Annotated in this window: 29 protein-coding genes; 24 read left to right on the forward strand and 5 right to left on the reverse strand. The window is 66.7% G+C overall.

Translation table 11 applies throughout. From position 1 onward, the window contains the following. Window positions 1-145: 145 nt before the first annotated feature. From rpsP to trmD, 4 genes are read left to right on the forward strand one after another with little or no spacing between them, the layout of a single operon-like run. The gene (gene rpsP / locus AC3WS6_RS10130) at window positions 146-580 is read left to right on the forward strand and encodes a 30S ribosomal protein S16 (protein WP_492500895.1); all 435 of its coding nucleotides are present in this window, start codon (window positions 146-148) and stop codon (window positions 578-580) included. A 6-nt stretch (window positions 581-586) separates the two neighbouring features. After that, on the forward strand, window positions 587-817 hold the full coding sequence (locus AC3WS6_RS10135) for an RNA-binding protein (RefSeq protein WP_492500896.1): 231 nt from the start codon (window positions 587-589) through the stop codon (window positions 815-817). Next, window positions 810-1,418, forward strand: a complete 609-nt coding sequence (rimM, locus tag AC3WS6_RS10140; RefSeq protein WP_492500897.1) for a ribosome maturation factor RimM — start codon at window positions 810-812, stop codon at window positions 1,416-1,418. Before AC3WS6_RS10135 ends, rimM begins: the two co-directional genes overlap by 8 nt. A 16-nt stretch (window positions 1,419-1,434) precedes the next feature. Beyond that, a complete protein-coding gene (gene trmD / locus AC3WS6_RS10145) occupies window positions 1,435-2,136 on the forward strand; it encodes a tRNA (guanosine(37)-N1)-methyltransferase TrmD (protein ID WP_492500898.1) in 702 nt (233 codons plus the stop codon). Window positions 2,137-2,187: 51 nt separating this feature from the next. Here the strand turns inward: trmD and map are convergent, their stop codons facing one another. Then, complete coding sequence (gene map, locus AC3WS6_RS10150; RefSeq protein WP_492500899.1) at window positions 2,188-2,970, reverse strand: type I methionyl aminopeptidase; 783 nt, start codon at window positions 2,968-2,970, stop codon at window positions 2,188-2,190. A gap of 109 nt (window positions 2,971-3,079) precedes the next feature. Here map and AC3WS6_RS10155 point away from each other — a divergent pair, with 109 nt between their 5' ends. From AC3WS6_RS10155 to AC3WS6_RS10195, 9 genes are all read left to right on the forward strand, one after another. Next, window positions 3,080-3,577, forward strand: a complete 498-nt coding sequence (locus AC3WS6_RS10155) for an MFS transporter permease (RefSeq protein WP_492500900.1) — start codon at window positions 3,080-3,082, stop codon at window positions 3,575-3,577. Window positions 3,578-3,754: 177 nt separating this feature from the next. Beyond that, the gene (rplS, locus tag AC3WS6_RS10160; RefSeq protein WP_194764096.1) at window positions 3,755-4,102 is read left to right on the forward strand and encodes a 50S ribosomal protein L19; all 348 of its coding nucleotides are present in this window, start codon (window positions 3,755-3,757) and stop codon (window positions 4,100-4,102) included. Window positions 4,103-4,220: 118 nt separating this feature from the next. Further along, window positions 4,221-4,955, forward strand: a complete 735-nt coding sequence (gene lepB, locus AC3WS6_RS10165; RefSeq protein WP_492500901.1) for a signal peptidase I — start codon at window positions 4,221-4,223, stop codon at window positions 4,953-4,955. Next, window positions 4,952-5,611, forward strand: a complete 660-nt coding sequence (gene rnhB, locus AC3WS6_RS10170) for a ribonuclease HII (RefSeq protein ID WP_492500902.1) — start codon at window positions 4,952-4,954, stop codon at window positions 5,609-5,611. The genes lepB and rnhB overlap by 4 nt, the downstream gene beginning before the upstream one ends. Before the next feature lie 47 nt (window positions 5,612-5,658). Beyond that, complete coding sequence (locus AC3WS6_RS10175) at window positions 5,659-5,985, forward strand: DUF2469 family protein (protein ID WP_201469650.1); 327 nt, start codon at window positions 5,659-5,661, stop codon at window positions 5,983-5,985. Between the two features lie 103 nt (window positions 5,986-6,088). Continuing rightward, window positions 6,089-6,451: a YraN family protein gene (locus tag AC3WS6_RS10180; RefSeq protein ID WP_492500903.1), complete on the forward strand. Its 363-nt coding sequence runs from the start codon at window positions 6,089-6,091 to the stop codon at window positions 6,449-6,451. Continuing rightward, a complete protein-coding gene (locus tag AC3WS6_RS10185) occupies window positions 6,448-7,977 on the forward strand; it encodes a YifB family Mg chelatase-like AAA ATPase (RefSeq protein WP_492500904.1) in 1,530 nt (509 codons plus the stop codon). Before AC3WS6_RS10180 ends, AC3WS6_RS10185 begins: the two co-directional genes overlap by 4 nt. Before the next feature lie 29 nt (window positions 7,978-8,006). Beyond that, window positions 8,007-9,164 (forward strand): DNA-processing protein DprA, encoded by a 1,158-nt coding sequence (gene dprA, locus AC3WS6_RS10190; RefSeq protein WP_492500905.1) that lies wholly within the window; start codon window positions 8,007-8,009, stop codon window positions 9,162-9,164. Window positions 9,165-9,199: 35 nt separating this feature from the next. Next, a complete protein-coding gene (locus tag AC3WS6_RS10195) occupies window positions 9,200-10,102 on the forward strand; it encodes a tyrosine recombinase XerC (RefSeq protein ID WP_492500906.1) in 903 nt (300 codons plus the stop codon). A gap of 48 nt (window positions 10,103-10,150) precedes the next feature. Here the strand turns inward: AC3WS6_RS10195 and AC3WS6_RS10200 are convergent, their stop codons facing one another. Beyond that, complete coding sequence (locus AC3WS6_RS10200; protein ID WP_492500907.1) at window positions 10,151-10,687, reverse strand: murein hydrolase activator EnvC family protein; 537 nt, start codon at window positions 10,685-10,687, stop codon at window positions 10,151-10,153. Between the two features lie 307 nt (window positions 10,688-10,994). Between AC3WS6_RS10200 and rpsB the strand changes: the two genes are divergently transcribed. The 9 genes from rpsB to AC3WS6_RS10245 all read left to right on the forward strand — a co-directional run bounded on the left by rpsB (window position 10,995) and on the right by AC3WS6_RS10245 (window position 17,712). Further along, complete coding sequence (gene rpsB, locus AC3WS6_RS10205; RefSeq protein ID WP_492500908.1) at window positions 10,995-11,939, forward strand: 30S ribosomal protein S2; 945 nt, start codon at window positions 10,995-10,997, stop codon at window positions 11,937-11,939. A gap of 44 nt (window positions 11,940-11,983) precedes the next feature. Then, complete coding sequence (gene tsf / locus AC3WS6_RS10210; RefSeq protein ID WP_492500909.1) at window positions 11,984-12,811, forward strand: translation elongation factor Ts; 828 nt, start codon at window positions 11,984-11,986, stop codon at window positions 12,809-12,811. 91 nt (window positions 12,812-12,902) lie between these two features. Continuing rightward, window positions 12,903-13,619 carry a UMP kinase gene (gene pyrH / locus AC3WS6_RS10215; RefSeq protein WP_492500910.1) on the forward strand — a complete coding sequence of 239 codons (717 nt, stop codon included), beginning with the start codon at window positions 12,903-12,905 and terminating at the stop codon, window positions 13,617-13,619. A 66-nt stretch (window positions 13,620-13,685) separates the two neighbouring features. Next, on the forward strand, window positions 13,686-14,240 hold the full coding sequence (gene frr, locus AC3WS6_RS10220) for a ribosome recycling factor (RefSeq protein ID WP_492500911.1): 555 nt from the start codon (window positions 13,686-13,688) through the stop codon (window positions 14,238-14,240). A 5-nt stretch (window positions 14,241-14,245) separates the two neighbouring features. Beyond that, window positions 14,246-15,385 (forward strand): phosphatidate cytidylyltransferase, encoded by a 1,140-nt coding sequence (locus AC3WS6_RS10225; RefSeq protein ID WP_492500912.1) that lies wholly within the window; start codon window positions 14,246-14,248, stop codon window positions 15,383-15,385. After that, the gene (locus tag AC3WS6_RS10230; protein ID WP_492500913.1) at window positions 15,385-15,969 is read left to right on the forward strand and encodes a DivIVA domain-containing protein; all 585 of its coding nucleotides are present in this window, start codon (window positions 15,385-15,387) and stop codon (window positions 15,967-15,969) included. The genes AC3WS6_RS10225 and AC3WS6_RS10230 overlap by 1 nt, the downstream gene beginning before the upstream one ends. A 49-nt stretch (window positions 15,970-16,018) precedes the next feature. After that, a complete protein-coding gene (locus AC3WS6_RS10235; RefSeq protein ID WP_492500914.1) occupies window positions 16,019-16,699 on the forward strand; it encodes an aggregation-promoting factor C-terminal-like domain-containing protein in 681 nt (226 codons plus the stop codon). A 9-nt stretch (window positions 16,700-16,708) separates the two neighbouring features. Next, on the forward strand, window positions 16,709-16,996 hold the full coding sequence (locus AC3WS6_RS10240; protein WP_492500915.1) for an Rv1322 family protein: 288 nt from the start codon (window positions 16,709-16,711) through the stop codon (window positions 16,994-16,996). Further along, complete coding sequence (locus AC3WS6_RS10245) at window positions 16,993-17,712, forward strand: alpha/beta hydrolase (RefSeq protein ID WP_492500916.1); 720 nt, start codon at window positions 16,993-16,995, stop codon at window positions 17,710-17,712. The genes AC3WS6_RS10240 and AC3WS6_RS10245 overlap by 4 nt, the downstream gene beginning before the upstream one ends. On the opposite strand, the gene AC3WS6_RS10250 is transcribed toward AC3WS6_RS10245, so the two are convergent. Beyond that, on the reverse strand, window positions 17,709-18,770 hold the full coding sequence (locus tag AC3WS6_RS10250; RefSeq protein ID WP_492500917.1) for an AI-2E family transporter: 1,062 nt from the start codon (window positions 18,768-18,770) through the stop codon (window positions 17,709-17,711). The two genes, AC3WS6_RS10245 and AC3WS6_RS10250, sit on opposite strands and share 4 nt — an antisense overlap. A 183-nt stretch (window positions 18,771-18,953) precedes the next feature. Between AC3WS6_RS10250 and AC3WS6_RS10255 the strand changes: the two genes are divergently transcribed. Together AC3WS6_RS10255 and AC3WS6_RS10260 are read left to right on the forward strand one after the other, a co-directional pair. After that, the gene (locus AC3WS6_RS10255; RefSeq protein ID WP_492500918.1) at window positions 18,954-20,921 is read left to right on the forward strand and encodes a DUF8094 domain-containing protein; all 1,968 of its coding nucleotides are present in this window, start codon (window positions 18,954-18,956) and stop codon (window positions 20,919-20,921) included. Then, on the forward strand, window positions 20,918-21,844 hold the full coding sequence (locus AC3WS6_RS10260; protein WP_492500919.1) for a tetratricopeptide repeat protein: 927 nt from the start codon (window positions 20,918-20,920) through the stop codon (window positions 21,842-21,844). Before AC3WS6_RS10255 ends, AC3WS6_RS10260 begins: the two co-directional genes overlap by 4 nt. Window positions 21,845-21,911: 67 nt before the next feature. Here AC3WS6_RS10260 and glgB read toward each other — a convergent pair whose 3' ends face one another. Both glgB and AC3WS6_RS10270 read right to left on the reverse strand, forming a co-directional pair. Then, window positions 21,912-24,116 (reverse strand): 1,4-alpha-glucan branching protein GlgB, encoded by a 2,205-nt coding sequence (gene glgB / locus AC3WS6_RS10265; RefSeq protein ID WP_492500920.1) that lies wholly within the window; start codon window positions 24,114-24,116, stop codon window positions 21,912-21,914. Next, window positions 24,113-26,176, reverse strand: a complete 2,064-nt coding sequence (locus AC3WS6_RS10270) for an alpha-1,4-glucan--maltose-1-phosphate maltosyltransferase (RefSeq protein ID WP_492500921.1) — start codon at window positions 26,174-26,176, stop codon at window positions 24,113-24,115. Before AC3WS6_RS10270 ends, glgB begins: the two co-directional genes overlap by 4 nt. Window positions 26,177-26,212: the final 36 nt, after the last annotated feature.

Below are 26,212 nucleotides of genomic sequence, written 5' to 3' on the forward strand. Positions count from 1 at the left end.
GGCCGCGCATCTGGCAGAATAGAAGGTCGGACGACGTGCTCGACCCTCTATCCAGCATTCGTCCTCCCTTTTTGAGCTTCCGCCGGGTGTGCACCCCACTCTCCAGGCGATCGGTTCGTCAACTTCCACACAATTCAGGAGAATCGTGGCTGTCAAGATTCGTCTCAAGCGCCTGGGCAAGATCCGTGCGCCGTACTACCGCATCGTCGTCGCCGACTCGAAGACCAAGCGCGATGGTCGCGTGATCGAAGAGATCGGCAAGTACCACCCCACCGAAGAGCCCTCGTTCATCGAGGTCGACTCCGACCGGGCGCAGTACTGGCTGTCCGTCGGCGCTCAGCCGACCGAGCAGGTCACCGCGCTCCTCAAGATCACGGGCGACTGGGGCAAGTTCAAGGGCGACAAGGACGCGAAGTCCACGCTCAAGGTCAAGGAGCCCAAGGTTCCGTTCGAGATCGACGCTTCCAAGAAGTCCGTCGTGAAGCCCAAGGCCGAGAAGAAGGCAGAGGCTCCCGCTGAGGAGGCTCCCGCCAAGGCCGACGCGGAGGCCGCTGAGGCTCCCGCCGCAGACGCGGAGTAATTCGTCGTGCTCGCCGCCGCGCTCGAACACATCGTCAAGGGGATCGTCGATCACCCGGAGGATGTGCGTATCGACTCGTCCACCTCGCCGCGAGGCGATCTCCTCGAGGTGCGTGTGCATCCCGATGATCGTGGACGCGTGATCGGGCGCGGCGGCCGCACAGCCAAAGCACTGCGTACGCTCATCACCGCTCTTGCCGATGGGCGTCGCGTCCGCGTCGATGTCGCGGATGACTGACGTGGTGTCGAAAGACCGCAACCAGGGCAAGAACCAGCTGCGGGTGGGGCGTCTCGTCAAGGCCCACGGCCTCAAGGGTGCCCTCAAGCTGGAGTTGTACACCGACAACCCGGAGAGACGGTTCACGACAGGAGCCGAGTTCACGTTGCAGGTGCCCGAGGCATCTCCGTGGCATGGAAAGACCGTGGTCGTGCGCGAGTACCGCGTGATGAACGGCAACCCCGTCGTCTTCCTGCAGGATGTCGACGATCGCGACGCGGCCGAGACCCTCGTTCGGGCGATCCTCTGGATCGATCAGGATTCCGACGAGGACGAGGACGACGCGTGGTTCGATCACCAGCTCGTCGGCCTCGATGTCGTGCGCGATGACGTCGTCGTCGGAAGAGTCGCGCGCGTCGATCACTTCCCGGCACAGGACCTGCTCATCGTCCGCTCGGGCGACGACGAGATCCTCGTGCCGTTCGTCAAGGCGATCGTGCCGACCGTGGACGTGAGTGCCGGTCGCGTCGTCGTGACCCCACCGCCGGGGCTCTTCGAAGAGCTGCCCGACACGTCGGACGGCACCGAGGCGGAGTCGCAGGACTCAGACGCCTCCGAGTGATCGCAGTCTCGATCACATGCGCATCGACGTCCTCTCGATCTTCCCGTCGTACTTCGATGGACTGACGCTCTCCCTCCTCGGCAAGGCGCAGAGCGCCGGCATCCTGGATCTGTCGGTTCACGACCTCCGCGAATGGACCTTCGATCGTCACCGCACGGTCGACGACACGCCCTACGGCGGCGGCGCCGGAATGGTGATGAAGCCGGAGCCATGGGGTCTCGCTCTCGACGAGCTGGCTTCTCGACCGCCGGCGCAGCCCTCCACCATCATCTTCCCTTCGCCCGCCGGTGAGGTCTTCACACAGGCGACCGCACGGGAGTTGAGTACACGCGAGCACCTCATCTTCGGTTGCGGGCGCTACGAGGGGATCGACGAGCGCGTCTTCGAATACGGAGCATCTCTCGGTGAGGTGCGGTTGATCAGCCTCGGAGACTACGTGCTCAATGGAGGAGAAGTCGCGACCATGGCGATGATCGAGGCCATCGGCCGACTCATCCCGGGAGTGGTCGGCAACCCCGAGAGCCTCGTCGAGGAATCACACGAAGACGGCCTGCTCGAGTACCCCTCGTACACGAAGCCGTCGCTGTGGCGCGATCGAGCGGTTCCAGACGTCTTGCTCAGTGGCAACCACCGAGCGATCGCGACCTGGCGTCGCGACCAGCAGATCGAGCGCACCCGCAGCCGGCGCCCGGATCTCCTGCCCGACGACGGATCCTAGGCGATCTCCGGCACCCTCCTGGCCGTCGTCGACCAGGAGGGCACGCGCGGGTCAGCGCACCCCGAGGAACGACCTGTCGGTGAGGATGATCGGTCCCTCGCCCGTCACGGCGACCGTGTGCTCCGAATGAGCACCCCGCGATCCGTCGGCACTGCGAAGGGTCCAACCGTCCGGGTCGGTGATGAGTTCGTCCGTGGTCTCGAGGAGCCACGGTTCGAGTGCGAAGACCAGACCTTCGCGCAGGGGGAAGCCTCGTCCGGGTCGACCGTCGTTGGGGACGTGCGGGTCGCCGTGCATGATGCGTCCGACGCCGTGCCCGCCGAAGTCCGTGTTGATCGAGTACCCCTCGCCATGGGAGACGGCTGCGATCGCAGCGGAGATGTCGCCGATCCGGTTGCCGACGACAGCTGCCGCGATCGCCGCATCGAGAGCGCGCTCAGTCGTCTCGATGATCCGGAGATCCTCGTCGCGCGGCGTGCCGACCACGAAAGAGACCGCGGAGTCCGCCACCCAGCCGTCGACCGACACCGCGAAATCGAGCGACACCAGATCTCCATCCCGCAGCTCGTAGTCGTGCGGGAGGCCGTGCAGGACCGCATCATTGATCGACGTGCAGATCACCTTGCCGAACGGACTCGCTCCGAACGACGGGTGGTAGTCGATGTAGCAGGACTCGGCCCCCGCCTTGCGGATCATGTCGTGTGCTCGGCGGTCGATGGACAGCAGGTTCGTCCCGACCCTCGTCTCATCCCGCAGGGTGGCCAGTGTCTCGGCCACGAAACGACCTGCGGCGCGCATCTCGTCGATCTCGGCAGGGGTGCGCAGTTCGATCATCGGGTGTCCTCTCGTCGCTTCCATTCTCCCCGATATGCCGATCGCGCGCGTCCACGCGCTCACAGCGAACACCGGGACAGGAGCCGGTGCGCCGTCGTACGATTCAGGCATGTGGTTGCGTCAGGCGTTCTTCCGCTGGCTGATTCCGGCGGCGTTCCTGCTGCCGCTGTGGCTGTTCATCGGCTGGGGCGTCTTCCAGGGTGGATGGTCGATCCTCTGGGTCCTGTTCATCGCCGTGCCATCCGTGTTCGTGGGGCAGCTGGTGTTGACGCTCCTCACCCGATCACGACCGTCGGTGCGTGCGAAGCGCGCGGTCTCCTGGTGGGATGTCGCGGGATTCACCCTCTGGCACGGCCTCACGATCGCGGTGGGGTGCTTCATCGACGGAGCGTTCGGCTGGCTACTGGCTGCCGCGGTCGTCGTGGGCATCGGCATGTTCTGGCTCCAGTTCTGGCAGCTCTGGTCTGAGGCGAAGGCCGATGGCGCGGGGTTCCGCCAGACCGTCTCATGGTCGATGACGGAGGGTGTGGGGACGACCGGCTCGACGAGTCGTTCCGCGAGCGCTCCCGAGGTCATCGTCGTGCGCGAGTCGGACCCCCGCGACTGAACGCGGTCGACGCGTTTTGGTTGCGGAGTGCACGCATGGCAGAATGGATGATTGTGCCGTGACCGGCCCTGCCTCAGGGGAGCCCGCGGACGCTTAGGCGCCGTACGACACGAACCCGTTCTTATTCCTTCCTAACATCATGCATCCGACCTGAGGCGAGTGCAGAGAGAGACGATCATGCAGATCCTCGACGCCGTCGACGCAGCCTCGCTGCGCTCCGACATCCCCGTCTTCCACCCCGGTGACACCGTCAACGTGCACGTCAACATCACCGAGGGCACCCGCTCGCGTATCCAGGTCTTCAAGGGCGTCGTCATCGGCCGCCAGGGCGACGGCGTGCGCGAGACCTTCACCGTCCGCAAGATCAGCTTCCAGGTGGGCGTCGAGCGTACCTTCCCGGTGCACTCCCCGGTGATCGACCACATCGAGGTCGTCACCCGCGGTGACGTGCGTCGCGCGAAGCTCTACTACCTCCGCCAGCTGCGTGGCAAGAAGGCGAAGATCAAGGAGAAGCGCGACAACTGACGTTCGCGCACTCCACAGCACCCCGGGACACGATGTCCCGGGGTGCTGTGTTTTCAGCCAGGTGTGCGACGCTTGGTACTGCCGTCTCCGAGCGGTGTGAGACTGTGAAGGATTCCAGATGACGACTGACTCAGCGGCTGCGTCCACGCCTCGGACCAGGCGTCCTCGCGGGTTCCTGATATTCCTGCGTGATGTGCTGGTGATCATCGTGATCGCGGCGCTCGTGTCGTTCGTGGTCAAGACCTTCGTCGTGCGCTCGTTCTACATTCCGTCGGCATCGATGGAACGCACTCTCATGGTCAAGGACCGGATCCTCGTGGACGAGCTCACTCCGCGTTGGACCTCGTACGAACGAGGAGACGTCGTCGTCTTCAAGGATCCGGGTGGATGGCTCGACGGGGTGCCGCAGACGCCCGCTCAACCACCGCTGATCGAGGCGGTGGACTGGGTGCTCAACGTGATCGGGATCTCCGCGACGGATTCGCAGGACCACCTCGTCAAGCGCGTGATCGGGTTGCCGGGCGATCACGTCGTCTGCTGCAACGCATTGGGCCAGATCACGATCAACGGCGCTCCGATCGATGAGCTGACGTATCTGAACCTTCCCGACGGCGACACCGCGGCGTCGAATGAGGCATTCGACGTCACGGTTCCCGAAGGTTCGCTGTGGCTGCTCGGCGACAACCGCGATCGCTCGCGTGATTCTCGAGCACACCAGGAACTGCCGAGCGGAGGATTCGTACCCCTCGACAACGTGGTCGGCAAAGCCTTTCTCACGACCTGGCCGCTGGACAGGTTGGGGACGATCGACGGCCATCATGACAGCTTCAACGGAGTGCCGGACCCGGAATGACCACAGTCGTGCCGACGCTCTCACTGGAGCGGAGACTGCTCAAGGAGTGCGAACTCGTGATCTCGCTCGACGAGGTGGGACGAGGCGCACTCGCCGGTCCGGTCGCCGTGGGCGCCGCGATGATGGATGCCGCGGGAGCCCGCCGACGAGTTCCGGATGGACTTCGCGATTCCAAGCTCGTCACGGAGCACCGCCGGCCGGACGTCGCACTCCGAGCTGCTGCGTGGGTGCAGGCCTCGGGTGTCGGCTGGGCGAGTTCGACGGAGGTCGACGAGCTCGGAATCATGCGCGCGCTCGGACTCGCTGCCTCGCGTGCGGTGCAGAGCATCGCCGACCAGGGGGTCGTGCTCGCGGATGCCCTGGTGCTTCTCGACGGCAACCACGACTACGTCTCGGCGATGCATCCCGCCCCTCTGCGTGTGCGCCCGGTGATCAAGGCTGACCGGGATTGCGCCTCGGTGTCGGCGGCATCGGTGATCGCCAAGGTCGCGCGGGACACGCATATGGCCCGATTGCACGATGATCACCCCGAGTATCACTGGCGCCGGAACAAGGGGTACGCGAGCGCGGAGCACCGTCTGGCGATACGAGAGCTCGGACTGTCGCCGCACCACCGTTCATCCTGGGCGATCGCGGACGCACCGACGCTGTTCTGAGATCCCGTGCGACTCGCTCGCGCCGTCGACTCTAGGATGGAGTGATCATGGATGAGGAAGCCTTCGACGACTACGACCGCGAGCTCGAGCTCGCTCTGTTCCGCGAGTACCGGGATGTCGTGGCCCAGTTCCAGTACGTCGTCGAGACCGAGCGGCGGTTCTACCTCGCCAACGAGGTCAACGTCGTCCGACGCGATACCGAGCACGACTTCTACTTCGAGATATCGATGACCGATGTCTGGGTCTGGGACATCTATCGGGCCGATCGATTCGTGAAGGCGGTCCGTGTGCTCACGTTCAAGGACGTGAACGTCGAAGAGCTGCAGCGACGAGAGTTCGAGATCCCGCAGGAGCTGTCGCTCGACGGCGAGTGATCCGCTCTGCACACCCTCCCGCAGGACGTCGGGTATCCACCGGACCCGGCGATGACGGGTGATCGTCTCCGCACGGGGATGCGGTTCTCGGCAGTCTGTCCGCATGGCAGCGAAAGACGACCTCGGCAGAGCCGGTGAAGAGCGTGCAGTCCGATATCTGAGCGCGATCGGCTATCGCGTTCTCGACAGGAACTGGCGATGCGTCCAGGGCGAGGTGGACATCGTCGCGCGCGTCGGCTCCCGTCTGGTCATCGTCGAGGTGAAGACGCGGAGGACGGACTCCTACGGCCACCCGTTCGAGGCCCTGGACCACCGAAAACGCCGACGGCTCTGGCAATTGGCTCATGCGTGGGTGGCTGCGCATCCCGGCGAGGCGCTGGGACATGACATCGCTGTGGAGGCGATCGGGATCGTCGGCGCCGACCCGGCCACAGGAGAACTCGAGCACCTTCTGGATCTCTCGTGACGACGGCGCGGACCTGGGCGGTGGCGCTCACGGGCGTCGTCGGACACATGGTCGAGGTCGAGGCAGATCTCTCGAACCAGACCCCGGAGTTCAAGATCATCGGCTTGCCCGACAAGTCGCTGGCAGAAGCGGTTCAGCGCGTGCACAACGCCTGCAAGAACGTGGGTCTGTCGCTCCCTCGCCGCCGACTGACGGTGAACCTGTCGCCGGCGAGCCTGCCCAAGCAGGGGTCGGCATTCGATCTGAGCATCGCAGTGGCCGCTCTGGCGTCGGGTGGTGCACTTCAGGCGCGTTCGATAGCCCAGACCGTGCATCTGGGGGAACTCGGTCTCGACGGGCGTCTTCGACCCGTGCCGGGGGTGCTCCCTGCCGTGTTCGCCGCCGCTCGTGCAGGCTTCGAGACCGTGATCGTGCCGCACTCTAACGAGGCCGAAGCACGGCTCGTGCCCGGAATCGACGTACGCGCGGCGACCACGCTCGCCCAGGTGGCGGCCTGGCATGGCGCCGACGTCGAGGTGACGGAGGTCGACGCGGTGGAACTCCCTCTCACAGACACTGACGAATCCGAGGCTCTCGACCTCGCCGATATCGTCGGACAGCGGGCCGCCGTCGAGGCATTGATCGTGGCTGCGGCGGGCGGTCACCACATGCTTCTGAGCGGCCCGCCGGGGGCGGGAAAGACGATGCTGGCGAAGCGGCTTCCCGGAATTCTGCCGAGGCTCAGCGACGACGAAGCACTCGAAGTCGCATCGATCCGCTCGCTCACGGGGGAGTCCGTGCGCAACCTCGACTTCACCCCGCCGATCCAGACGCCGCACCACAGTGCGTCCGTCGCGGCGCTGGTCGGGGGCGGTTCACGCGCGGCGCGCCCGGGCGCCATCGTCCGGGCACATCGAGGCGTGCTCTTTCTGGATGAAGCGGCAGAGTTCTCTCGTGTGGCTCTCGATTCGCTCCGGCAACCGCTCGAAGCGGGGACGATCGAGCTGAGCCGCGCGGGGTTCACCGCCAGCTATCCCGCGCGCTTCCAGCTCGTTCTGGCGATGAACCCGTGCCCGTGCGGCAACTACGGAGTCCGAGGATCCGAGTGCGTGTGCCCGTCGTTGGCGATCAGGCGCTATTCGACTCGATTGTCGGGGCCTCTCCGTGACCGGATAGACATCGAGCTGCACCTGGCCCGCGTCAGTGCTGCCCACGCGATGAGCGGCGAACAGGCATCGCTCACCTCCGCCGCTGCGGGTGATCGCGTCCGCGATGCGAGAGACCGCGCAGCGGCCAGGTGGCGAGGCACGCCGTGGCGTCAGAATGCGGAGATTCCGGGAGCCCGCTTGCGGCAGACGGATATCCGTATCGGTTCCGCGGCCCGCGCTCCGCTCGACAGGGCATTGGAGCGGGGAGCGCTCACGTTGCGCGGATACGACAGGGTTCTTCGCGTCGCCTGGACGCTGGCGGATCTGGCAGGGGTCGACCGGCCAGGTCGCGATGAGATCGGTGGCGCGCTGTTCCTCAAGAGAGGGATCGTCTCATGATCGATGCCCTCCTCTCTGACGCTGCACTCATGGCATCAGTCCGCGATGTGGGCCAGCTCGGTGATGCCCCCGAGGCGGTCGCACGGATCGCATGGTCTGTGCTGGCAGAACCCGGCGACGGCGTGGCAGGTGAGCTCATCCGCGAGCTGGGCGCGACCGAGGCCCTGCGCGTCGTCTTCGGGGACGGTCCGAGGCTCGTCGCGCCCGGTACGCTGGGCGGTCCCGTCGCTGAAGGGATCGCCCGATGGTCGGCGCGAGCGGATCCGTCGAGGGTGAGGCGCGCCGTCACCGATGCGCGCGACGTCGGGGCGCGTCTCGTCGTGCCCGAAGACTCCGAGTGGCCGCTCGGACTGAACGATCTCGGTCCCCACGCACCCGTCGTGCTCTGGGTGCGCGGTGATCCCTCGCTGCTCACGCGCGGTCCGCATGTGGCGATCGTCGGCGCGCGGGCCGCGAGCGCCTATGGCGAATCCGTGGCCGCGGAGCTGGCCGGCGATCTGGCGACCGGGGGAGCGGTCATCGTCTCCGGCGGAGCCTACGGCATCGATGGCGCTGCACATCGAGCCGCACTCGCGGTCGGCGGTGCCACGGTGGCGTTCCTCGCCGGCGGTGTCGATCGCGCCTACCCGCAGGGGCATCAGCAGCTGCTGCGTCGGATCGTCGACACGGGGGCGGTCGTCAGCGAAGTTCCGTGCGGCGTCGCGCCGACGAAGTGGCGCTTTCTGTCGAGAAACCGACTCATTGCTGCCGCCAGCCAGGCGACCGTCGTGGTCGAGGCCGGATGGCGCAGTGGATCGCTCAACACGGCCGGCCATGCGGCGTCGCTGGGGAGGCCGATCGGGGCAGTGCCCGGGCCGATCACGTCGGCGTCGTCGGCAGGGTGTCACCGGCTGCTCCGAGAGTTCGACGCCCGGTGCGTCACGAGCGCCGGCGAAGTCCGCGAACTGTGGGGGAGCGGGACCGATGCTGCGGTGGCCATGCCGGAGGACGATATCGACGCAGAGCAACGTCGGCTGCTCGATGCCGTCGGAACACGCACATGGGTGACCGTGACGGAGATCGCCAGCCGCGCGGGGCTCGCCCCGGGGCGCGTGGCAGCTCTTCTGGGGATGCTGGATCTGGAAGGGGTCGTGGAACGTTCCGAGACCGGGTGGAGGCGCAAGCGCGCGACCGGGCGGCGAGGCTGACCTCTGCCGGCGCCCCGGTCGTGCAAGCTGGCTCCGTGGAGTTCTCGGTCGCCGCTGATGCGTTCACCGACCACCTTTCGAAGGTGCGTCGGCTGTCCGCCGCGACCGTTCGCGCGTATCGATCGGACCTGCGTGACCTGGGCTCCGGCCTTGGTGACGCGGCTCTCGATGCCATCGACCTCGACGTTCTGCGCGATTGGCTGTGGAGGGCGACCCAACGGGGCGATGCCCGTTCCACGCTCGCGCGTCGCACGGCAGCTGCTCGTTCGTTCTTCGGGTGGGCGCATGAGCAGGGGCTCATCGACGTCGATCCGAGCCTGCGGCTGGTCAGCCCGAAGAAGGGGCGTACCCTGCCCACAGTCGCGTCACAGGACGCGATGCAGAACCTGCTCGAGGCGCAGCGCATCGCCGCGGAGTCAGGCGAGCCGATCTCGGTCCGAGATCGGGCGATCCTGGAGCTTCTCTACGGTGCGGGTATTCGCGTGTCCGAGCTCTGCGGAATCGATGTCGACGACCTCGACCTCGACCGGCGCACTGCTCGTGTGCTCGGGAAAGGGGCCAAAGAGCGAGTGGTGCCGTTCGGAGCGCCTGCGCGGACCGCGATAGGCGACTATCTCAGCCGTGCCCGTCCCGCTCTGCTCGCGAGATCGTCGACCTCGACTGCTGCGCTCTTTCTGGGAAGCCGGGGTAGCCGCATCGGAACGCGGGCGGTCTACGGTCTGGTCGCGGATGTCCTGTCGCCTTTCGTCGGGGCGGAGACCGTGGGTCCACATGCCCTCCGTCACACCGCGGCGACCCATCTCCTCGACGGAGGCGCGGATCTCAGGGCCGTGCAGGAGATCCTCGGGCATGCGAGTCTCGGTACGACTCAGATCTATACGCACGTGTCGGCGGAGCGGCTCACTGCCGCATACCGGCTGGCGCACCCGCGCGCCTGAACTCGTCGCGCGGCGCGGGCGTGCTCCGCCGAGATCCGAGAGCCACTGTCACAACGGATCGCAACAGGGAAGCAGCACGGCGCGGTCGACCGGACCGAAGAGCAGAAGCGGATTCAGGTAGACGCCGTCCAGGCGAACGCCGATGTGCAGGGTCCCCGATGCGGCGTGTCCACCCTGCCCGACAGCACCGAGGACATCGCCCCTCGACACGGACTCGCCCGGGGACAGCTCGGAGAGAAGCGGTTCGAACGTGGAGACGTAGCCGCCCGGATGCTCGATGGTGAGGAGCGGACGATCGACGACGGTACCGCGGAACGCCACCACTCCGTCGTCGGGGGCGTGCACGATGCCGCTTCCGGGACTCACGTCGACGCCGCGGTGCCCCGCGGCGAAGTCATGGGCCGGCGCTCGATAGGCGGCGACGACGCTGCGCGGACCGTCCACCGGCCAGTCCCACACCGGCCGCGACGGCTCAGACGGAGCGGCATCCGCGAGACTCGCGTACGCGCCCGATCCGGGGCATACGGTCATCATCAGCAGGATGTACGCGAAAAGGCGGATGAGGCGCGTGCGACGGCTGTGCATCGGTCGATCTTCGGACACCCGTGCACCACGGAGTGCGCGGTGCCGCCGACATCTCCGCGGATGGCGAGGCACTCGGCGATTCAGGGCAGCGGTGCAGAGCGAGTCGCGGGCGAGGATCCTGTATGATGGACGAGCACCTCGATCTCGGGGTGACTACGCGTGCCCAGAGCGACTCCGGTCGTGGCATCCACTCCCACAGGTCCTTGCTTCACGCAGGCGGGAGTGTGCCGGGCACCAGGAAGTTCGATCGTCCGATCGACTTGACAACCTCAAGGGCGCAGAATCGCGCCGGAACAAGGAGACGACCATGGCTGTGGTCACCATCCGCCAGCTGCTCGACAGCGGTGTGCACTTCGGACACCAGACCCGTCGGTGGAACCCGAAGGTCAAGCGCTTCATCCTCACCGAGCGCAGCGGAATCCACATCATCGACCTGCAGCAGTCGCTCGGGTACATCGACAAGGCCTACGACTTCGTCAAGGAGACGGTGGCGCACGGCGGCACCATTCTCTTCGTCGGCACGAAGAAGCAGGCGCAGGAGATCCTCGCAGAGCAGGCCACGCGCGTCGGTCAGCCTTACGTCAACCAGCGCTGGCTCGGCGGACTCCTCACGAACTTCCAGACGATCGCAAAGCGTCTCGCTCGCATGAAGGAGCTCGAGGAGCTCGACTACGAGAACCCGGCCGCTTCCGGCTTCACCAAGAAGGAACTCCTTCTCAAGAAGCGCGAGCTCGACAAGCTGCACAAGTCGCTCGGTGGTATCCGCAACCTCACCAAGACGCCGTCCGCCCTCTGGGTCGTCGACGCCAAGCGTGAGCACCTCGCCATCGACGAGGCCAAGAAGCTCGGCATCCCGGTCATCGGCATCCTCGACACCAACGCCGACCCGGACGACTTCCAGTACCCGATCCCCGGCAACGACGACGCGATCCGCTCCGTCTCGCTGCTGACCCGCATCATCGCGGACGCAGCCGCCGAGGGCCTTCAGCAGAAGCACAACCCCGAGACGGGCGACGCTGAGCCGCTCGCCGACTGGGAGAAGGAGCTCCTCGAAGCTCCGGTCCAGGAGTCGGCCGACGCCGCACAGGTCGATGACGCCGCTGCCGACGAGGCTGCCGTCGTCGAGACGCCTGCTGCTGACGAGACCGCTGCCGATGAGGCCGGTGCTGAGGCTCACGACGAGGCGATCGCCGCCGCTTCCGGTGAGGAGACCGCTGAGGTCGCCGCCGCCGAAGCAGCAGACGCCAAGTAATTCCGCGACCACCACACACATCACGAAGCAAGGAGCCACCACACATGGCCAACTTCACCATCGCCGACCTCAAGGCGCTGCGTGAGCAGCTCGGCACGGGAATGGTCGACACCAAGAAGGCGCTCGAGGAGGCTGACGGAGACGTCGAGAAGGCCACCGAGATCCTGCGTCTGAAGGGTGCCAAGGGCAACGCGAAGCGTGCTGACCGTTCGACCAGCGAGGGCCTCATCGTCGCTCGCGAGCAGGACGGCGCCGTGACGCTCATCGAGCTCGCCTGCGAGACGGACTTCGTCGCGAAGAACGATCGTTTCATCGCTCTGGCCGACAAGGTCGCCGACGCCGTCGCAGCCGTCAAGGCTGATTCGGTCGAGGCTGCCCTCGCCGCCCAGGCCGGCGACAAGAGCGTCGAGCAGGTCATCTCGGAAGAGGCCGCGATCATCGGCGAGAAGGTCGAGCTCCGCAAGGTGCGCACGATCTCGGGCGACAAGGTCGAGGTCTACCTGCACCGCACGAGCAAGGACCTCCCGCCGCAGATCGGCGTCGTCGTCGCCTACTCGGGTGACGACGCAGAGACCGCTCGCAGCATCGCGCAGCACATCTCGTTCGCGAACCCGTCGTACCTCTCCCGCGAGGACGTTCCGTCCGACGCCGTGGAGAAGGAGCGCGAGATCGTCACCGAGATCTCTCGCAACGAGGGCAAGCCGGAGGCGGCTCTGCCCAAGATCGTCGAGGGCCGCGTCTCCGCGTTCATCAAGCAGGTCGCACTGCTCGAGCAGGACTACGCGAAGGACAACAAGCTCTCTGTCGCCCAGGTGGCGAAGGACGCCGGTATCACCGTGACGGACTTCGCGCGCTTCAAGGTCGGCGCGTAACATCGTCGAAGGGGTTCGGATCAACGCGATCCGGACCCCTTCTTCATGCCCAGAAGGCACTATCTTGAATCGGGACGAGAGGACCACCCCCATGACCGACCGCACAGGACGCCGCCGCGTTCTTCTCAAGCTCTCCGGCGAGGCGTTCGGCGCCGGCCAGCTCGGCGTCAATCCTGACGTCGTCGGCCAGATCGCGCGCGACATCGCCGCCGCGGTTGACCGCGTCGAGATCGCCATCGTCGTCGGTGGCGGCAACTTCTTCCGCGGCGCCGAGCTCAGCCAGCGCGGCATGGATCGAGGTCGCGCCGACTACATGGGAATGCTCGGCACAGTGATGAACGCGCTGGCGCTGCAGGACTTCCTCGAGCAGGCCGGCGCGCCCACGCGCGTGCAGTCCGCCATCTCGATGACCCAGGTCGCCGAGCCGTACATCCCGTTGCGTGCCGAGCGCCACATGGAGAAGGGCCGTGTCGTGATCTTCGGCGCGGGCGCTGGCCTCCCGTACTTCTCCACCGACACCGTCGCCGCCCAGCGCGCACTCGAGATCGGTGCGCAGGAGGTGCTCGTGGCCAAGAACGGTGTCGACGCGATCTACACGGCTGACCCGAACAAGCATGCGGATGCCGAGCGCATCGAGCGCGTGACCTACCGCGATGCTCTCCAGCAGGGTCTCAAGGTCGTCGATTCGACTGCTTTCAGCCTGTGCATGGACAACAACATGGACATGCGTGTGTTCGGCATGGAGCCGGTCGGCAATGTCACGCGGGCATTGCTCGGCGAGCCCATCGGAACTCTCGTCACCGCCTGAGCGCCTGGCTGGGCTCGTGGGCCCGGGCCGATAGAATTGCTTCACACCCCGACGATAGGAGTCACCGTGATCGCGGATGTCCTCGCAGAAACCACTTCTCGTATGGCCCGAGCGGTCGATGCAGCCAAGGAGGACTTCTCCACTGTGCGCACGGGACGGGCGAACCCGCAGCTGTTCCAGAAGCTGCTCGTCGACTACTACGGGACGCCCACCCCGCTGGCTCAGCTCGCCTCGCTCGCCAACCCCGAGGCTCGTTCGCTGCTGATCACGCCCTACGACAAGTCCGCGCTCAAGGCGATCGAGCAGGCCGTTCGCGACATGCCGAACCTCGGTGCCAATCCGACGAATGACGGCAACGTCGTTCGCGTCACGATGCCCGAACTGACTGCCGAGCGCCGCAAGGAGTACGTCAAGCTCGTCAAGTCGAAGGGTGAAGACGCGAAGGTCCACGTCCGCGGCATCCGTCGCAAGGCGAAGGACGAACTCGACGCCCTCAAGAACGAGGTGGGCGAGGACGAGATCGCCCGTGGCGAGAAGGAACTCGACGCCCTCACGCGCCAGCACGTCGACCTGATCGACGACGCACTCAAGCGCAAAGAGGCCGAACTGCTCGAGGTGTAGGCGGGATGCCCGACGTTTCCACCGGTGCTGGCGCCGACCAGCCGAACACGCGCCGCGAGGCGCGTGACTCGTCGGCGTCGACCGGCGGTGTCGCCAGCGGCGACGGAGCAGTCCCTGTCTTCGACATCGAGAGTGCTCCGCCCCGTCCACCGTTGCCTCGCGGCGAGGAGGGCGCATCGGCATCGCCCCTCGACACGGCCGAGCACAAGGTCATCAGAGATCAGTGGCGCATCGCGCGAGATGAGCTCGGCTCTCATGTCTCCAACGCGCGCGACCAGTTCGACCAGGCGAACGAGAGGATCAAGGAGCGCACCGGCCGCGACCTGGTGCTCGCTATTCTGATCGGTCTTGCCTTCGGCGCTGCTCTTCTCGCCTCGCTGCTGTTCATCAAGGTGCTCTTCGTTCCGTTCGCTCTCGCTGCGGCGCTGCTCGGTGTGTACGAACTGGCGTTGGCGCTGCGCATCGCAGGCAGACGCGTCGACATCGCCCCACAGCTCGGCGCCGCCGCTCTGGTCGTGCTCACGGCATTCTTCGTCGACGTGTGGCTGGTCTGGGTCATGCTGTTCATCGCAGTGGCCGTCGTGATCGTCTGGCGACTCGTCGCGCAGATGATGACGAAGGACGGTCGCACTTACGGCGATGTGCTCACAGATGCGGTGGTCGCCGGCTTCGTCCAGATCTATGTCCCGTTCCTCGCAGCTGTCGCGCTGATCCTGTTGAAGCAGGACGGCGGACAGTGGTGGGTCCTGAGTTTCATCGCGATCGCCGTCGTCGCCGACACCGGTGCCTACGCGGCGGGCCTGGCGTTCGGTCGCCACCCGATGGCTCCGCGGATCAGCCCCAAGAAGACCTGGGAAGGTTTCGGCGGTGCGGTGGTCGGGTCGATCGCCGCGGGCGTCCTGCTGGCGATCTTCCTGCTCGGGCTGCCCTGGTGGTTCGGTGTCATCTTCGGAATCGCGATCCTGCTGTCCGCGACGCTCGGCGACCTCGGGGAGTCCATGCTCAAGCGTGATCTCGGAATCAAGGACATGAGCTCCTGGCTTCCCGGGCACGGTGGCCTTCTGGATCGCCTGGACAGCATCCTGCCCTCGACCGTTCCTGCGCTCGGCCTCTACTTCCTCTTCTCCTCCTGGACGGTGCTGTGATGACTTCCGACGACGTGTCTCTCCGGGACGGCGGCACCCGAACTGCTCCGGCGTTCTCGCTGACGGCCGGGCGTGAAAAGGGATACCACCGAGCGGCCGTGGACAGCTTCCTGGCGGCGGCCCGCGCCGCATTCGAGAACTCGAACGGCGAGCTCACTGCCGCCGACGTCCGGGTCGCCTCGTTCCCCCTCGTGAAAGAGGGGTACGACGTCGCGGAAGTCGATGCGGCTCTCGGCCGGGTCGAGGACGCCCTGGCAGCCCGAGAGCGCGACCAGGCTGTGCGGTCACGCGGAGCCGGAGTATGGGTGGACCAGGCCCGTGGTGACGCGCAGGTGATCCTCGACCACCTTGCTCGCCCGGCCCGTCACCTCTTCGCCCGCACCAACGTCCTCACCTTCGGCTATCGCGTCGACGAGGTCGATCACGTGGCTGGTCGCATCGTCAGGTACCTCCGCGACGGGGAGGCGCTCACTGCGGAGCAGCTCCGGTCGGCAGCTTTCCGCATGCAGCGCGGTGGTTACCGTGAAGAGCAGGTCGACGCACTGCTCGACGCGACCGTCGATGTGATCCTGGCGGTTCGCTGAACGTTCACCGTGGTCGAGCGTCGGCTCACCGGGTAGACTCCCTCGTATCGTGAACTCCCGAGACGACATGACCCTGAAGCGCGAAGATCAGACGCCGGTGCGTGCAACACCGGCGCTTTCGGTGCGCAAGGGATCACGCAAGCACACCGTGGCCGGCATCGTGAGCGCACTCGCGGTCATCGGTTTCGCCGGAGCCATGGTCGCGCCGACCGGGGTGGCTCTCGCGCAACAGCCGATGGAAGCAGCTCCCGAGTCCGCGTATTCCCTTGCGCTCGCGGACACGCAGAATCTCACCGTCACCTCAGACGGCGCGGCGATCGCGCCGGTTCAGCGCGGAACGTTCACCGTCTACGTGACGCCTACACCGACTCCGACCCCCACACCGACCGAGAAGGCTCCGTCGCCCTCATCGCCGGGCGGAGGCGGCGGCGGGCCTCTGTACTACACGGGCGGAGGCGCTCCCGCTGAGTGGATGGCGGCGGCCGGCATCGCCGAGGGTGACTGGGGTTACGTCGACTACATCGTGTCTCGTGAGAGCGGCTGGAACCCCAACGCCACCAACAAGTCCTCCGGCGCTTGTGGGCTCGTGCAAGCGCTGCCGTGCAGCAAGGTACCGGGCAACGGTTACGATCCGATCGACAACCTCAGGTGGGCGACGGGGTACGCGACCGGTCGGTACGGCAGCTGGGCCGGGGCGCACGCCTTCTGGACGAAGAACCACTGGTGGTGAGCGGCGGTCATGCCCCGCTCACATCGCCGCCGTCAGACGCGCCCGCAGGCTGACGACTCTCTCGATCGGCTGCTCGCATCCTGGAAACGCACGGAGGTGCGTCGTGGGTCGCAGTGGACCGTGCAGCCGGTCTCGGCGGCGCAGGCGCAGAAGGAGTACAGCTGCCCCGGATGCGGCCGCATGATCGACCCTGGAACGGCACATCTCGTCGCATGGCGCGCAGACGGGGTGCTCGGCGACGCGGCCGACCTCGCGGCGCGCAGACATTGGCATACGCACTGCTGGAGGTTGGCATGACCATCGAGATCCGTGGACCTATCGAACTGCCGGCGCGGCGCGAGGCCATCGAGCTCACCACGGCGGACGAGCTCACTCTGGTCGGTGAGCTCGCGGTGCCGGAGTCGACTGCTCCGGTAGCGACACTCGTCACCCTGCACCCGCTGCCCACGGCCGGTGGATTCATGGACTCCCACATCCTGCGCAAGGCGGCGGCGCGTCTGCCCGCCACGGCAGACCTCGCCGTGCTGAGGTTCAACACGCGAGGCACGAGCTCGCCCCGTGGCACGAGTGAGGGGCGCTTCGACGGCGGCGCCGCGGAACAGTTCGATGTCGCTGCGGCGATGGACTTCGTCCGGGATCGGGGGCTCCCTCGCCCCTGGCTGCTCGGGTGGTCGTTCGGCACGGAGCTGGCTCTGAAATACGGGCGCGACCACGATGTCGAGGGCATCATCCTGCTCTCCCCGCCCCTGCACCGGGCGACGGATGCCGAGGTCGCCGCGTGGGCGGACTCCGGAGTCGAAGTGGTCATCCTCGTGCCCGAGTTCGACGACTACCTCCGGCCCGATGAAGCCCGCTCTCGCTTCGCGTCGATTCCACACGCGACGTTGATCGCGGTGGAGGGTGGGAAGCACCTCTGGGTGGGGGAGACCCAGACGCGTCGCGTGCTGACCGAGATCGTCGCCGCTGTGAATCCCGCCGCGCTCCCGCTGCCTACGACGTGGCCGAGCGACTAGAGCTCGTTCATGCGGGGGATCAGGACCTGCCGATAGATGATCAGGATGCTCGCAGCCACAGGGATGGCGATCAGCGCACCGAGGAGCCCGAGCAGGCTGCCACCCGCAAGGGCGGCCACCACGACGACCGCTCCGGGCACAGACACCGCACGACTCATGATCCTCGGCGAGATGACGTACGCCTCGATCTGCATGTAGATCAGATAGTAGATGGCTGCGGCGATCGCCGTCCCGGGGGACCCGAGTCCGGGGATCAAGCAGACGAGCACGATGATCGTCGATCCGGTCAGAGTGCCGACGAGTGGGATGAGTGAGAAGAAGAAGGCGATCACGGCGAGGACCGCAGGGAATGGGGCGTCGATGATGGTGAGGAAGATCATGCTCAGGACGCCGTTGATGACACCCTGAGAGACCTGCCCCATGACGTAGTAGCCGACGGAGTCGGTGATCTGCTCGGCGAGGTCGATGAACCGTTCCCTCTTCGACGCGGGGGCCAGCTGGTAGACCGCCCTCTTGAGCGAGGGGGTGGATGCTGTGAGATAGATCGTCAGGATCAGCACGATGAAGGCGCCGAACAGGCCACCGACGACGGCGCCGCTGACTGCGAGAACACCCTGGCCGATCGAACCGCCGATCTGCGCGACATTCGTCTCGAGCCAGTTGGCGACGTACGCGAAGACCTCGTCGACCTTGAGGTTCGGGAAGGTGTCGACCATCCATTCGCGCAGGTCATCGAGGAACGTGCCTCGTTGCACGATGGCGGTGATCTGCGCGATGAGCTGCGAGATCTGGTCCACGAGGACAGGCAAGACGATCAGCACCACTCCGGCGAACACCCCGAGCACGGCCACGATCGTGATCAGGACGGCGAGCCACCGGGCGAGACGTCGGCGCTCGAGGAAGGTCACGAGAGGATCGAGGCCGAGGCTGAGGAACAGGGCCGTACCGACGTAGAGAAGGACAGTCGAGAGACTCTGGACGCTCCCGATGAGCAGAATACCCAGACCGACGCCGAGGGTCGCCACCAGCGCGGTGCGGAACGGGTTGTGGATCTTCATCTCACGGCTCCTCGGGAAAAGCGGATGCTGCAAGGGTATCCACCGGGCGGGCTGTGATCCTCCACGACGTGCCGCGGTATCGCGGAGGCGGGCCTCGTGGGCAACACACAGGTGATTTCGCTAGTCTGAAATGTCGAGTGTTGCGACTCGGGCGAGCGTCCGGGCCGCGTGAGGAGACTATTCGTGCGTTTCGTATGGGCCGTGGTGGCCTTCGTGCTGGCCGCGGGACTGATCGGTGCAGGCATCGCCCAGCGAACCATTTTCCAAGGGCCGTCGACCCAGAAGGTCGCCGTCGACGTCGCTGAACCGGCGCCGTTCGTGCTGATGGACGGCGAGGTGCTGCGCGAGAACCCGGGCGCCCAGACCCTCCTGATCCGAGGCCAGGGCGACATCTTCGCGGCGTACGGCCGCACAGCCGACATGGAGGCGTGGCTCTCGGACACCGAGTACAACCACGTGACGGCCGGCGCTGACGGGGGACTCGATGTCGAGTTCACGGAGGCTTCCGCCGATGCGGCGACGACGGAACCCGCACCGGGGGAGGAGCCGGTCGACGGTGCCACCGGTGAGACCGCCGAAGGGGGCGAAGCTGCAGAGAACGCGGGACGCAACCCCGCGGGCTCGGACCTGTGGCTCGACTCGTTCACGGAGAAGGACTCGCTGATCACCGACCTCCAGCTTCCCGAGGGAGTCAGCGTCCTCATCGCATACGACGGCACGCAGGCAGCCCCCGACGACATCGTGCTGTCGTGGCCGCTGGACAACTCGACTCCTCTCGCGGGACCGCTCATGGCCGCAGGTGCCGCTGTGCTCGTCGTCGGTCTCGTCCTCTACATCCTCGGCATCCGCCACCAGCGTCGCGGTCGGGGCCCGCGCCGAAAAGGTCCCGGACCGCTTCCCGTGACCGAGCCGATCGATCTGGCGCAGTTGCCGCCGTCCGAGCGCGCTGCCATCGAGGGGCCCGGCTCTTCAGCCGCGTCTGATCCGTCGGAATCCGAAGAGGCCGGCCCGCAGGACGAAGCGAGCGACGAAAGCCGTTCTGGGAGCGCCGGACGCTCGGCGGAGATGCGTGAGAATGCGCCTTCTCGACGACGACGGCTGTTTGCGGTTCCTGCGATCGCGCTCACCGCGCTCCTCGCCACAGGCTGCTCCGCGGATTCCTGGCCGCAGATCGGGGAGGGCTCGCCGTCACCGACTCCGACCGAGACGGTGATCGCCCCCGACAACCAGAAGCCTCCGGCAGTGACCGAGGCGCAGGCGAAGAAGATCCTGCAGAGCACGGCCGCAACCATCAGCGAAGCGGATGCCGCGATGAATCTCGACCTCGCGGGGACGCGCTTGGACGGGCCGGCGCTGACCGCGCGCACGACCGAGTACGCGCTGCGGACCGCCCTCCCTGAGACGACGCCGCCCGCGGCGATCCCGACCGACGACGTCGAGGTCGTGCTGCCCGAGGCGACGGATCGCTGGCCGCGTACGGTGCTGATGCTCTCGAAGAGCGAAGGCGATGACACGGTTCCCCCGGTGATCCTGACGATGACGCAACAGGATCCGTGGTCCAACTACCGCATCACCAACATGGCCGAGATGTCGGCTGATGCGGTGTTCCCGGACGTCGCCGCCACCTGGCTCGGAACGTCGCTCGTTCCCGATGATTCGGCATTCCTGAGCATCCCGCCGGGCGAACTCGCGGAGACGTACGCAGACGTGGTCGACGCCGGCGAACAGAGTGCGGCATACGGTCTCTTCGACGATCTCGCGCTCAACCTCGCGAAGTCGATTCGGGACAGCCGCCAGGCCGTGGTCCAGAACCTCGCCGACAATGGCGCCGCGGAGACCTCGCAGACCGCCTTCGACATCGCGCCCGCAGACTCGGCGCCGGTCTCGATGGCCACTCTCGGAAGCGGGGCGATCGTGGCGGTGTCGCTGATCGACAACGAGACGGTGACTCCGACGTCTGCCGACGCGGTGATCCGTTTCGGAGAGAACGCCCAGGTCAAGGCGCTGACGGGAGTCAGCGAATCGGCCAAGGGCGTGACCACCCGTTACGAGTTCCAGCTGTTCTTCTCCGTTCCCGCTCAGGGGTCGACCGAACAGATCCGCCTCCTGGCCGTCCGCCAGGACCTTCTTTCTGCCGAGGTGCTCAAGTGACCGATATCTCTCCTGCTGCCCTCCGCGGAGCCGTCGACCTCTCGACGCTCCGTAACCGACCGGCTGCGCCGCCTGCAGGAACTCCGGCCGCTGCCGGCGCACGTGGGCTCGTGGTCGATGCGACCGACGAGTCGTTCGGGGAGATCCTCGAGATCTCGCGAACCGTACCGGTGGTCGTCGACCTGTGGGCGGAATGGTGCGGTCCCTGCAAGCAGTTGAGTCCCATCATCGAAAAGGTGACGCGCGAGCTCAACGGCAAGGTGCTTCTCGCCAAGGTCGATGTCGACGCCAACCCGCAGCTCGCCCAGGGGTTCCGCGCTCAGTCCATCCCGATGGTCGTGGCGCTCATCGCGGGCCAGCCGGTGCCGATGTTCACCGGAGCGGTGCCGGAGCAGCAGGTCAGGGATGTCTTCGCGCAGCTGCTTCAGCTCGCGGCGCAGAACGGCGTGACGGGCACGCTCGACGTCGATGAGGAACCGGCAGGCGAGCAGACGCCCGAGGAGCCGCCGATGCCTCCGTTGCACGCCGAGGCCTTCGCTGCCATCGAGAACGGTGACTACGCAGCGGCTGTCGTGGCATACGAAAAGGCTCTCGCGGAGAATCCTCGCGACGAAGACGCCATCGCCGGGCTGGGGCAGGTTCGACTGCTCGACCGTGTGCAGAAGCTCGACCTGCAGGACGCCAGGGCAGCTGCGGCCGCCGGCCCCCTCGACGTTCAGGCCCAGTTCGATGTCGCCGATCTCGACCTCGCAGGAGGCCATGTCGATGACGCGTTCGGAAGGCTGCTCGACCTGTTCGCCCAGCTGCCGTCGGATGAGCGGACGCCGGTGAGGGAACGTCTTCTCGAGCTGTTCGGCCTGATCGGCGTCGCAGATCCGCGCGTCATCTCTGCGCGCAACCGATTGTCTTCTCTGCTGTTCTGAGCTGAGCCCGCAGCACGACAGCCCCCGGCCTGATGGCCGGGGGCTGTCGTGCCGTTCGACGCAGGCGTCAGCCGCGGCTGATCGTGGGTACGTGCGGGTCGCTCTCGTGGCGTAGCCAGATGGTCGACAGCGCCGGCACGGTGATGGTCGCCGTCGCCGGTCCGTCATCCTCGGAATGCGCGACGACCATTCCCAGGTTGCCGGATCCGCGGCCGCCGTACTCTGCGGCATCCGTGTTGAGGATCTCCTGCCACACACCCGCGGCCGGCAGCGCGAGGCGGTAACCGCTGCGTTCGACGCCGGCGAAGTTGCTGATCACGACGACACGGCCCCCGTGCGCGTCACGGCGTTCGAAGGCGATCACGTTGGGGTCCCAGCTGGGAGCACCGAGGCGCGAGAACGAGGACCCGTCGTTGTCCCGCTCCCAGAGCGGAGCCTGCGCGCGGTAGGTGCGGTTGAGCTGCCCGACGAAGCCCTGCAGCTGCGCATGCGAGGGCTGGTCGAGAAGCCACCAGTCGAGTTCGCGCGATTCCGACCACTCAGCGAGCTGTCCGAACTCCTGCCCCATGAAGAGGAGCTTCTTGCCGGGGTGGCCCCACATGTAGCCCAGGTACGCGCGCACGTTGGCGAGCTTGTGCCAGTGATCGCCGGGCATCTTCGCGAGAAGGCTGCCTTTGCCGTGAACGACCTCATCATGACTGATCGGCAGCAGGTAGTTCTCGCCGAACGCGTAGACGAACGAGAACGTCATCTCGCCTTCGTGGTGCGCGCGGTACATCGGGTCGCGTTCGATGTACTGGAGCGAGTCGTTCATCCATCCCATGTTCCACTTGAACCCGAATCCGAGTCCTGCGTGGTCGGTCGGTGCCGTCACACCGGGGAAGCTCGTCGACTCCTCGGCGATCATCAGCACCCCGGGGTGCAGGCGATAGGCGGTCGCGTTGACCTCCTGAAGGAACCGGATCGCCTCGAGGTTCTCCCTGCCGCCGTGGATGTTCGGCTCCCACTCGCCTTCCCTGCGGGAGTAGTCGAGGTAGAGCATCGACGCAACCGCATCGACTCGCAGACCGTCGACGTGGAACTCGCTCAGCCAGAAGAGGGCATTGGCGACCAGGAAGCCGCGCACCTCGGGGCGGCCATAGTCGAAGATGAGCGTTCCCCAGTCCTGATGTTCACCGCGACGAGGGTCGGGGTGCTCGTACAGCGGCTGTCCGTCGAACTTCGCGAGGGCGAATGCGTCTTTGGGGAAGTGTCCGGGGACCCAGTCCATGATCACGCCGATGCCGGCCTGGTGGAGCTGATCGATGAGGTAGCGCAGGTCGTCCGGGTTGCCGAAACGGCTGGTCGCCGCGTAGTACCCGCTGACCTGGTAGCCCCAGGAGCCGCCGAATGGATGCTCAGCGAGCGGCATGAACTCGACGTGGGTGAATCCGGACTCGGTGACGTGTGCGATCAGCGGTTCCGCGGCATCGCGGTAGCTGAGGCCCCCGCGCCAGGAGCCGAGGTGCACCTCGTAGACCGACAGAGGCTGAGCCACAGCGTGAGTTGCCGCGCGGCGCGTCATCCAGGCGCCGTCCGACCAGGCGTAGGTCGACTGTGTGACCACCGAGGCGGTCTCGGGCGGCACCTGCGCAGCCTGCGCCATGGGGTCGGCCTTGAAGATCCAGGAGCCTCCGCGGGTGCGGATCTCGTACTTGTAGGTCGTTCCGATGGCGAGGTCGGGGATGAACAGCTCCCAGATCCCGCTCACTCCCATCGACCGCATCGCGTGGGCTTCGCCGTTCCAGCCGTTGTGGTCGCCGGCGACGCGCACCGCGGTGGCGTTGGGCGCCCACACCGCGAAGGCGACGCCGCTCTCGCCGCCGGTGACCCGCGGGCGGGCGCCCAGCACCTCCCACAGCCGCTCATGCCGCCCCTCCGCGATGAGGTGCAGATCTATGTCGCCCAGCGTGGGCAGGTGCCGATAGGGGTCGCCGACGATCGTCTCCTCGTCATCGCCGTACGCGGTGGCGATCCGATACGGCACGGGAGCGCCGTCGTGCTGCGCCTCCCAGATGCCGTGGGCGACGTGATCGAGCTGCAGTCGGCTGCCGTCCTCGAAGACGGCGGCGACGGAGGACGCGAGAGGGCGACGGATGCGGATCACTGTGACGGTGCGCTCGCCCGCGTCCTTGAAGGGGTGGGCGCCGAGCACAGCGTGCGGGTCGTGGTGGGCGCCCGCAGCGACAGCGGCCCACTCCGAGGACGTAGTGGCATCTTCGACGTAGCTCATGCTCGTCTCCTCACCTTCAGAATGTGCACCGGCTCGGCGAAGGAGTCGAGGCGCACGTAGTTGTGATCCGCCCATGTCCACACGGCTCCCGTGAGGAGATCCTCCACCTCGAAGGGCTCGCCCGGCGGCACGCCCCAGACGGTGGTGTCGAGGTGGACAGTGGTCTCTCGAACGGAATGCGGATCGACGTTGGCGATGACGAGGATCGTATCCGGCTGTCCGGAGTCGGTGAAGGCCGCGTCGAGGTGCTTGCTGTAGACGAGCACGGAGTCGTCGTCGCTCCAGTGCACGGAGAGATTGCGGAGCTGTCGAAGGGCCGGGTGCTCGCGGCGGATCTCATTCAACCGACGAAGGAGGGGTGCCAGAGAGTCGCCCGAGGCCTCTGCGCCCTCCCAGTCTCGGAACTTGAACTCGTACTTCTCGTTGTCGATGTTCTCCTCGGAACCGGGACGCGCGACATTCTCGAAGAGCTCGTAGCCGGCGTACACGCCGTACACGGGTGCTGCGGTGGCCGCGATGCAGGCTCGGATCCGGTAGGCGGCCCGCCCGCCGAACTGCAGGTACTCGGTGAGGATGTCGTGCGTATTCACGAAGAGGTTCGGCCGCATGTAGTCGCTGGTCTCGTGCGCGACGCTGGTGAGGAACTCTTCGAGCTCGGCCTTGGTGTTGCGCCACGTGAAGTAGCTGTAGCTCTGCTGGAACCCCACGGCCGCGAGCGCACGCATGACGGCGGGTCGGGTGAACGCCTCTGCGAGGAAGATCACATCGGGGTCCTGCGCGTTCACCGTCGCGATGAGCCATTCCCAGAACTGCAGCGGCTTCGTGTGCGGATTGTCGACCCGGAAGATCTTGACGCCTTCGCGCACCCAGTGCTGCACGATGCGCAGCATCTCCTGATAGATGCCGGCAGGATCGTTGTCGAAGTTCAGGGGGTAGATGTCCTGGTACTTCTTGGGAGGGTTCTCGGCGTAGGCGATGGTGCCGTCGGGGAGGGTCGTGAACCACTCGGGGTGCTCGTCCACCCACGGGTGGTCGGGCGACGCCTGCAGCGCGAGGTCGAGAGCGACTTCGAGCCCCTCGCGCTTCGCCGCGCGGACGAAGGCGCGGAAGTCGGCGGGCTTTCCGAGCTCGGGGTGGATGGCGTCGTGTCCGCCGTCTGCGGATCCGATCGCGTACGGCGAGCCGGGGTCGCCGGGCTCCGTCGTCAGCGTGTTGTTGCGACCCTTGCGGTTGGTGGTGCCGATCGGATGGATCGGCACCAGATAGATGACGTCGAAACCCATGGCCGCGACAGCGGGCAGGCGCTTGGCCGCGGTCCGGAAAGTGCCGCTCTTGATGGAGCCGTCCTTGAGACGCTTCGCGCCCTCCGAACGGGGGAAGAACTCGTACCACGCGCCGACGCCCGCCGCCGTCCGCTCGACCAGCAGCGCATGCGCGGCGGATGCTGAGCGAAGCGTCATGAGCGGCCGCTCGCGGAAGACACCGGCCAGCTCGGGATCCGTCGACACCGCGGTCGTGGTCTCGGCATCGCCGTCAGCGAGCGCTGCGGCGAGTTCGCTGAGGCGTCTGCGCTGCGCGGCGGGGCGATCCTTCTCGCCGGCTGCGCGTGCGAGAAGCTCGGCGCCGAGGGCGGCCATGACCGGAACATCGACGCCGGCGGCGACCTTCACCTCGGCGGCGTGCGCCCAGGTCGCGAAGTCATCGGAGAACGCCTCGAAGCGAAAGCTCCAGCGGCCCTGCAGGTCCAGCGCGATCTCGGCGCCCCAGCGATCGGTTCCGTCCAGGAACGGGACGAGCCGGTGCAGCGATTCCTCGCCGTTGGGCGCGGTCAACCGCAGCTGCACCCCGATCAGATCGTGCCCTTCGCGGAACGCGACCACGCTGAACGGCACCACCTCGCCGACGAACGCCTTCGGTGCGAAGCCGCCCGGAACGGACGGTGTGCCACCCACCAGAGGGATTCGCGTCGCGACGAGTCCGCCGTCGTCCGAGACGGCTCCCCACGGGCGCGACGGGATCTGCGCGGGGCTCCGGAGAGCCTTGGGACTGGTGCTGCTCATGCGTGCGGCCACTCCCCGAATGTACCGCTCCCGACG

It is taken from the genome of Microbacterium sp. EB106-03-03-XG65 (assembly GCF_058791955.1).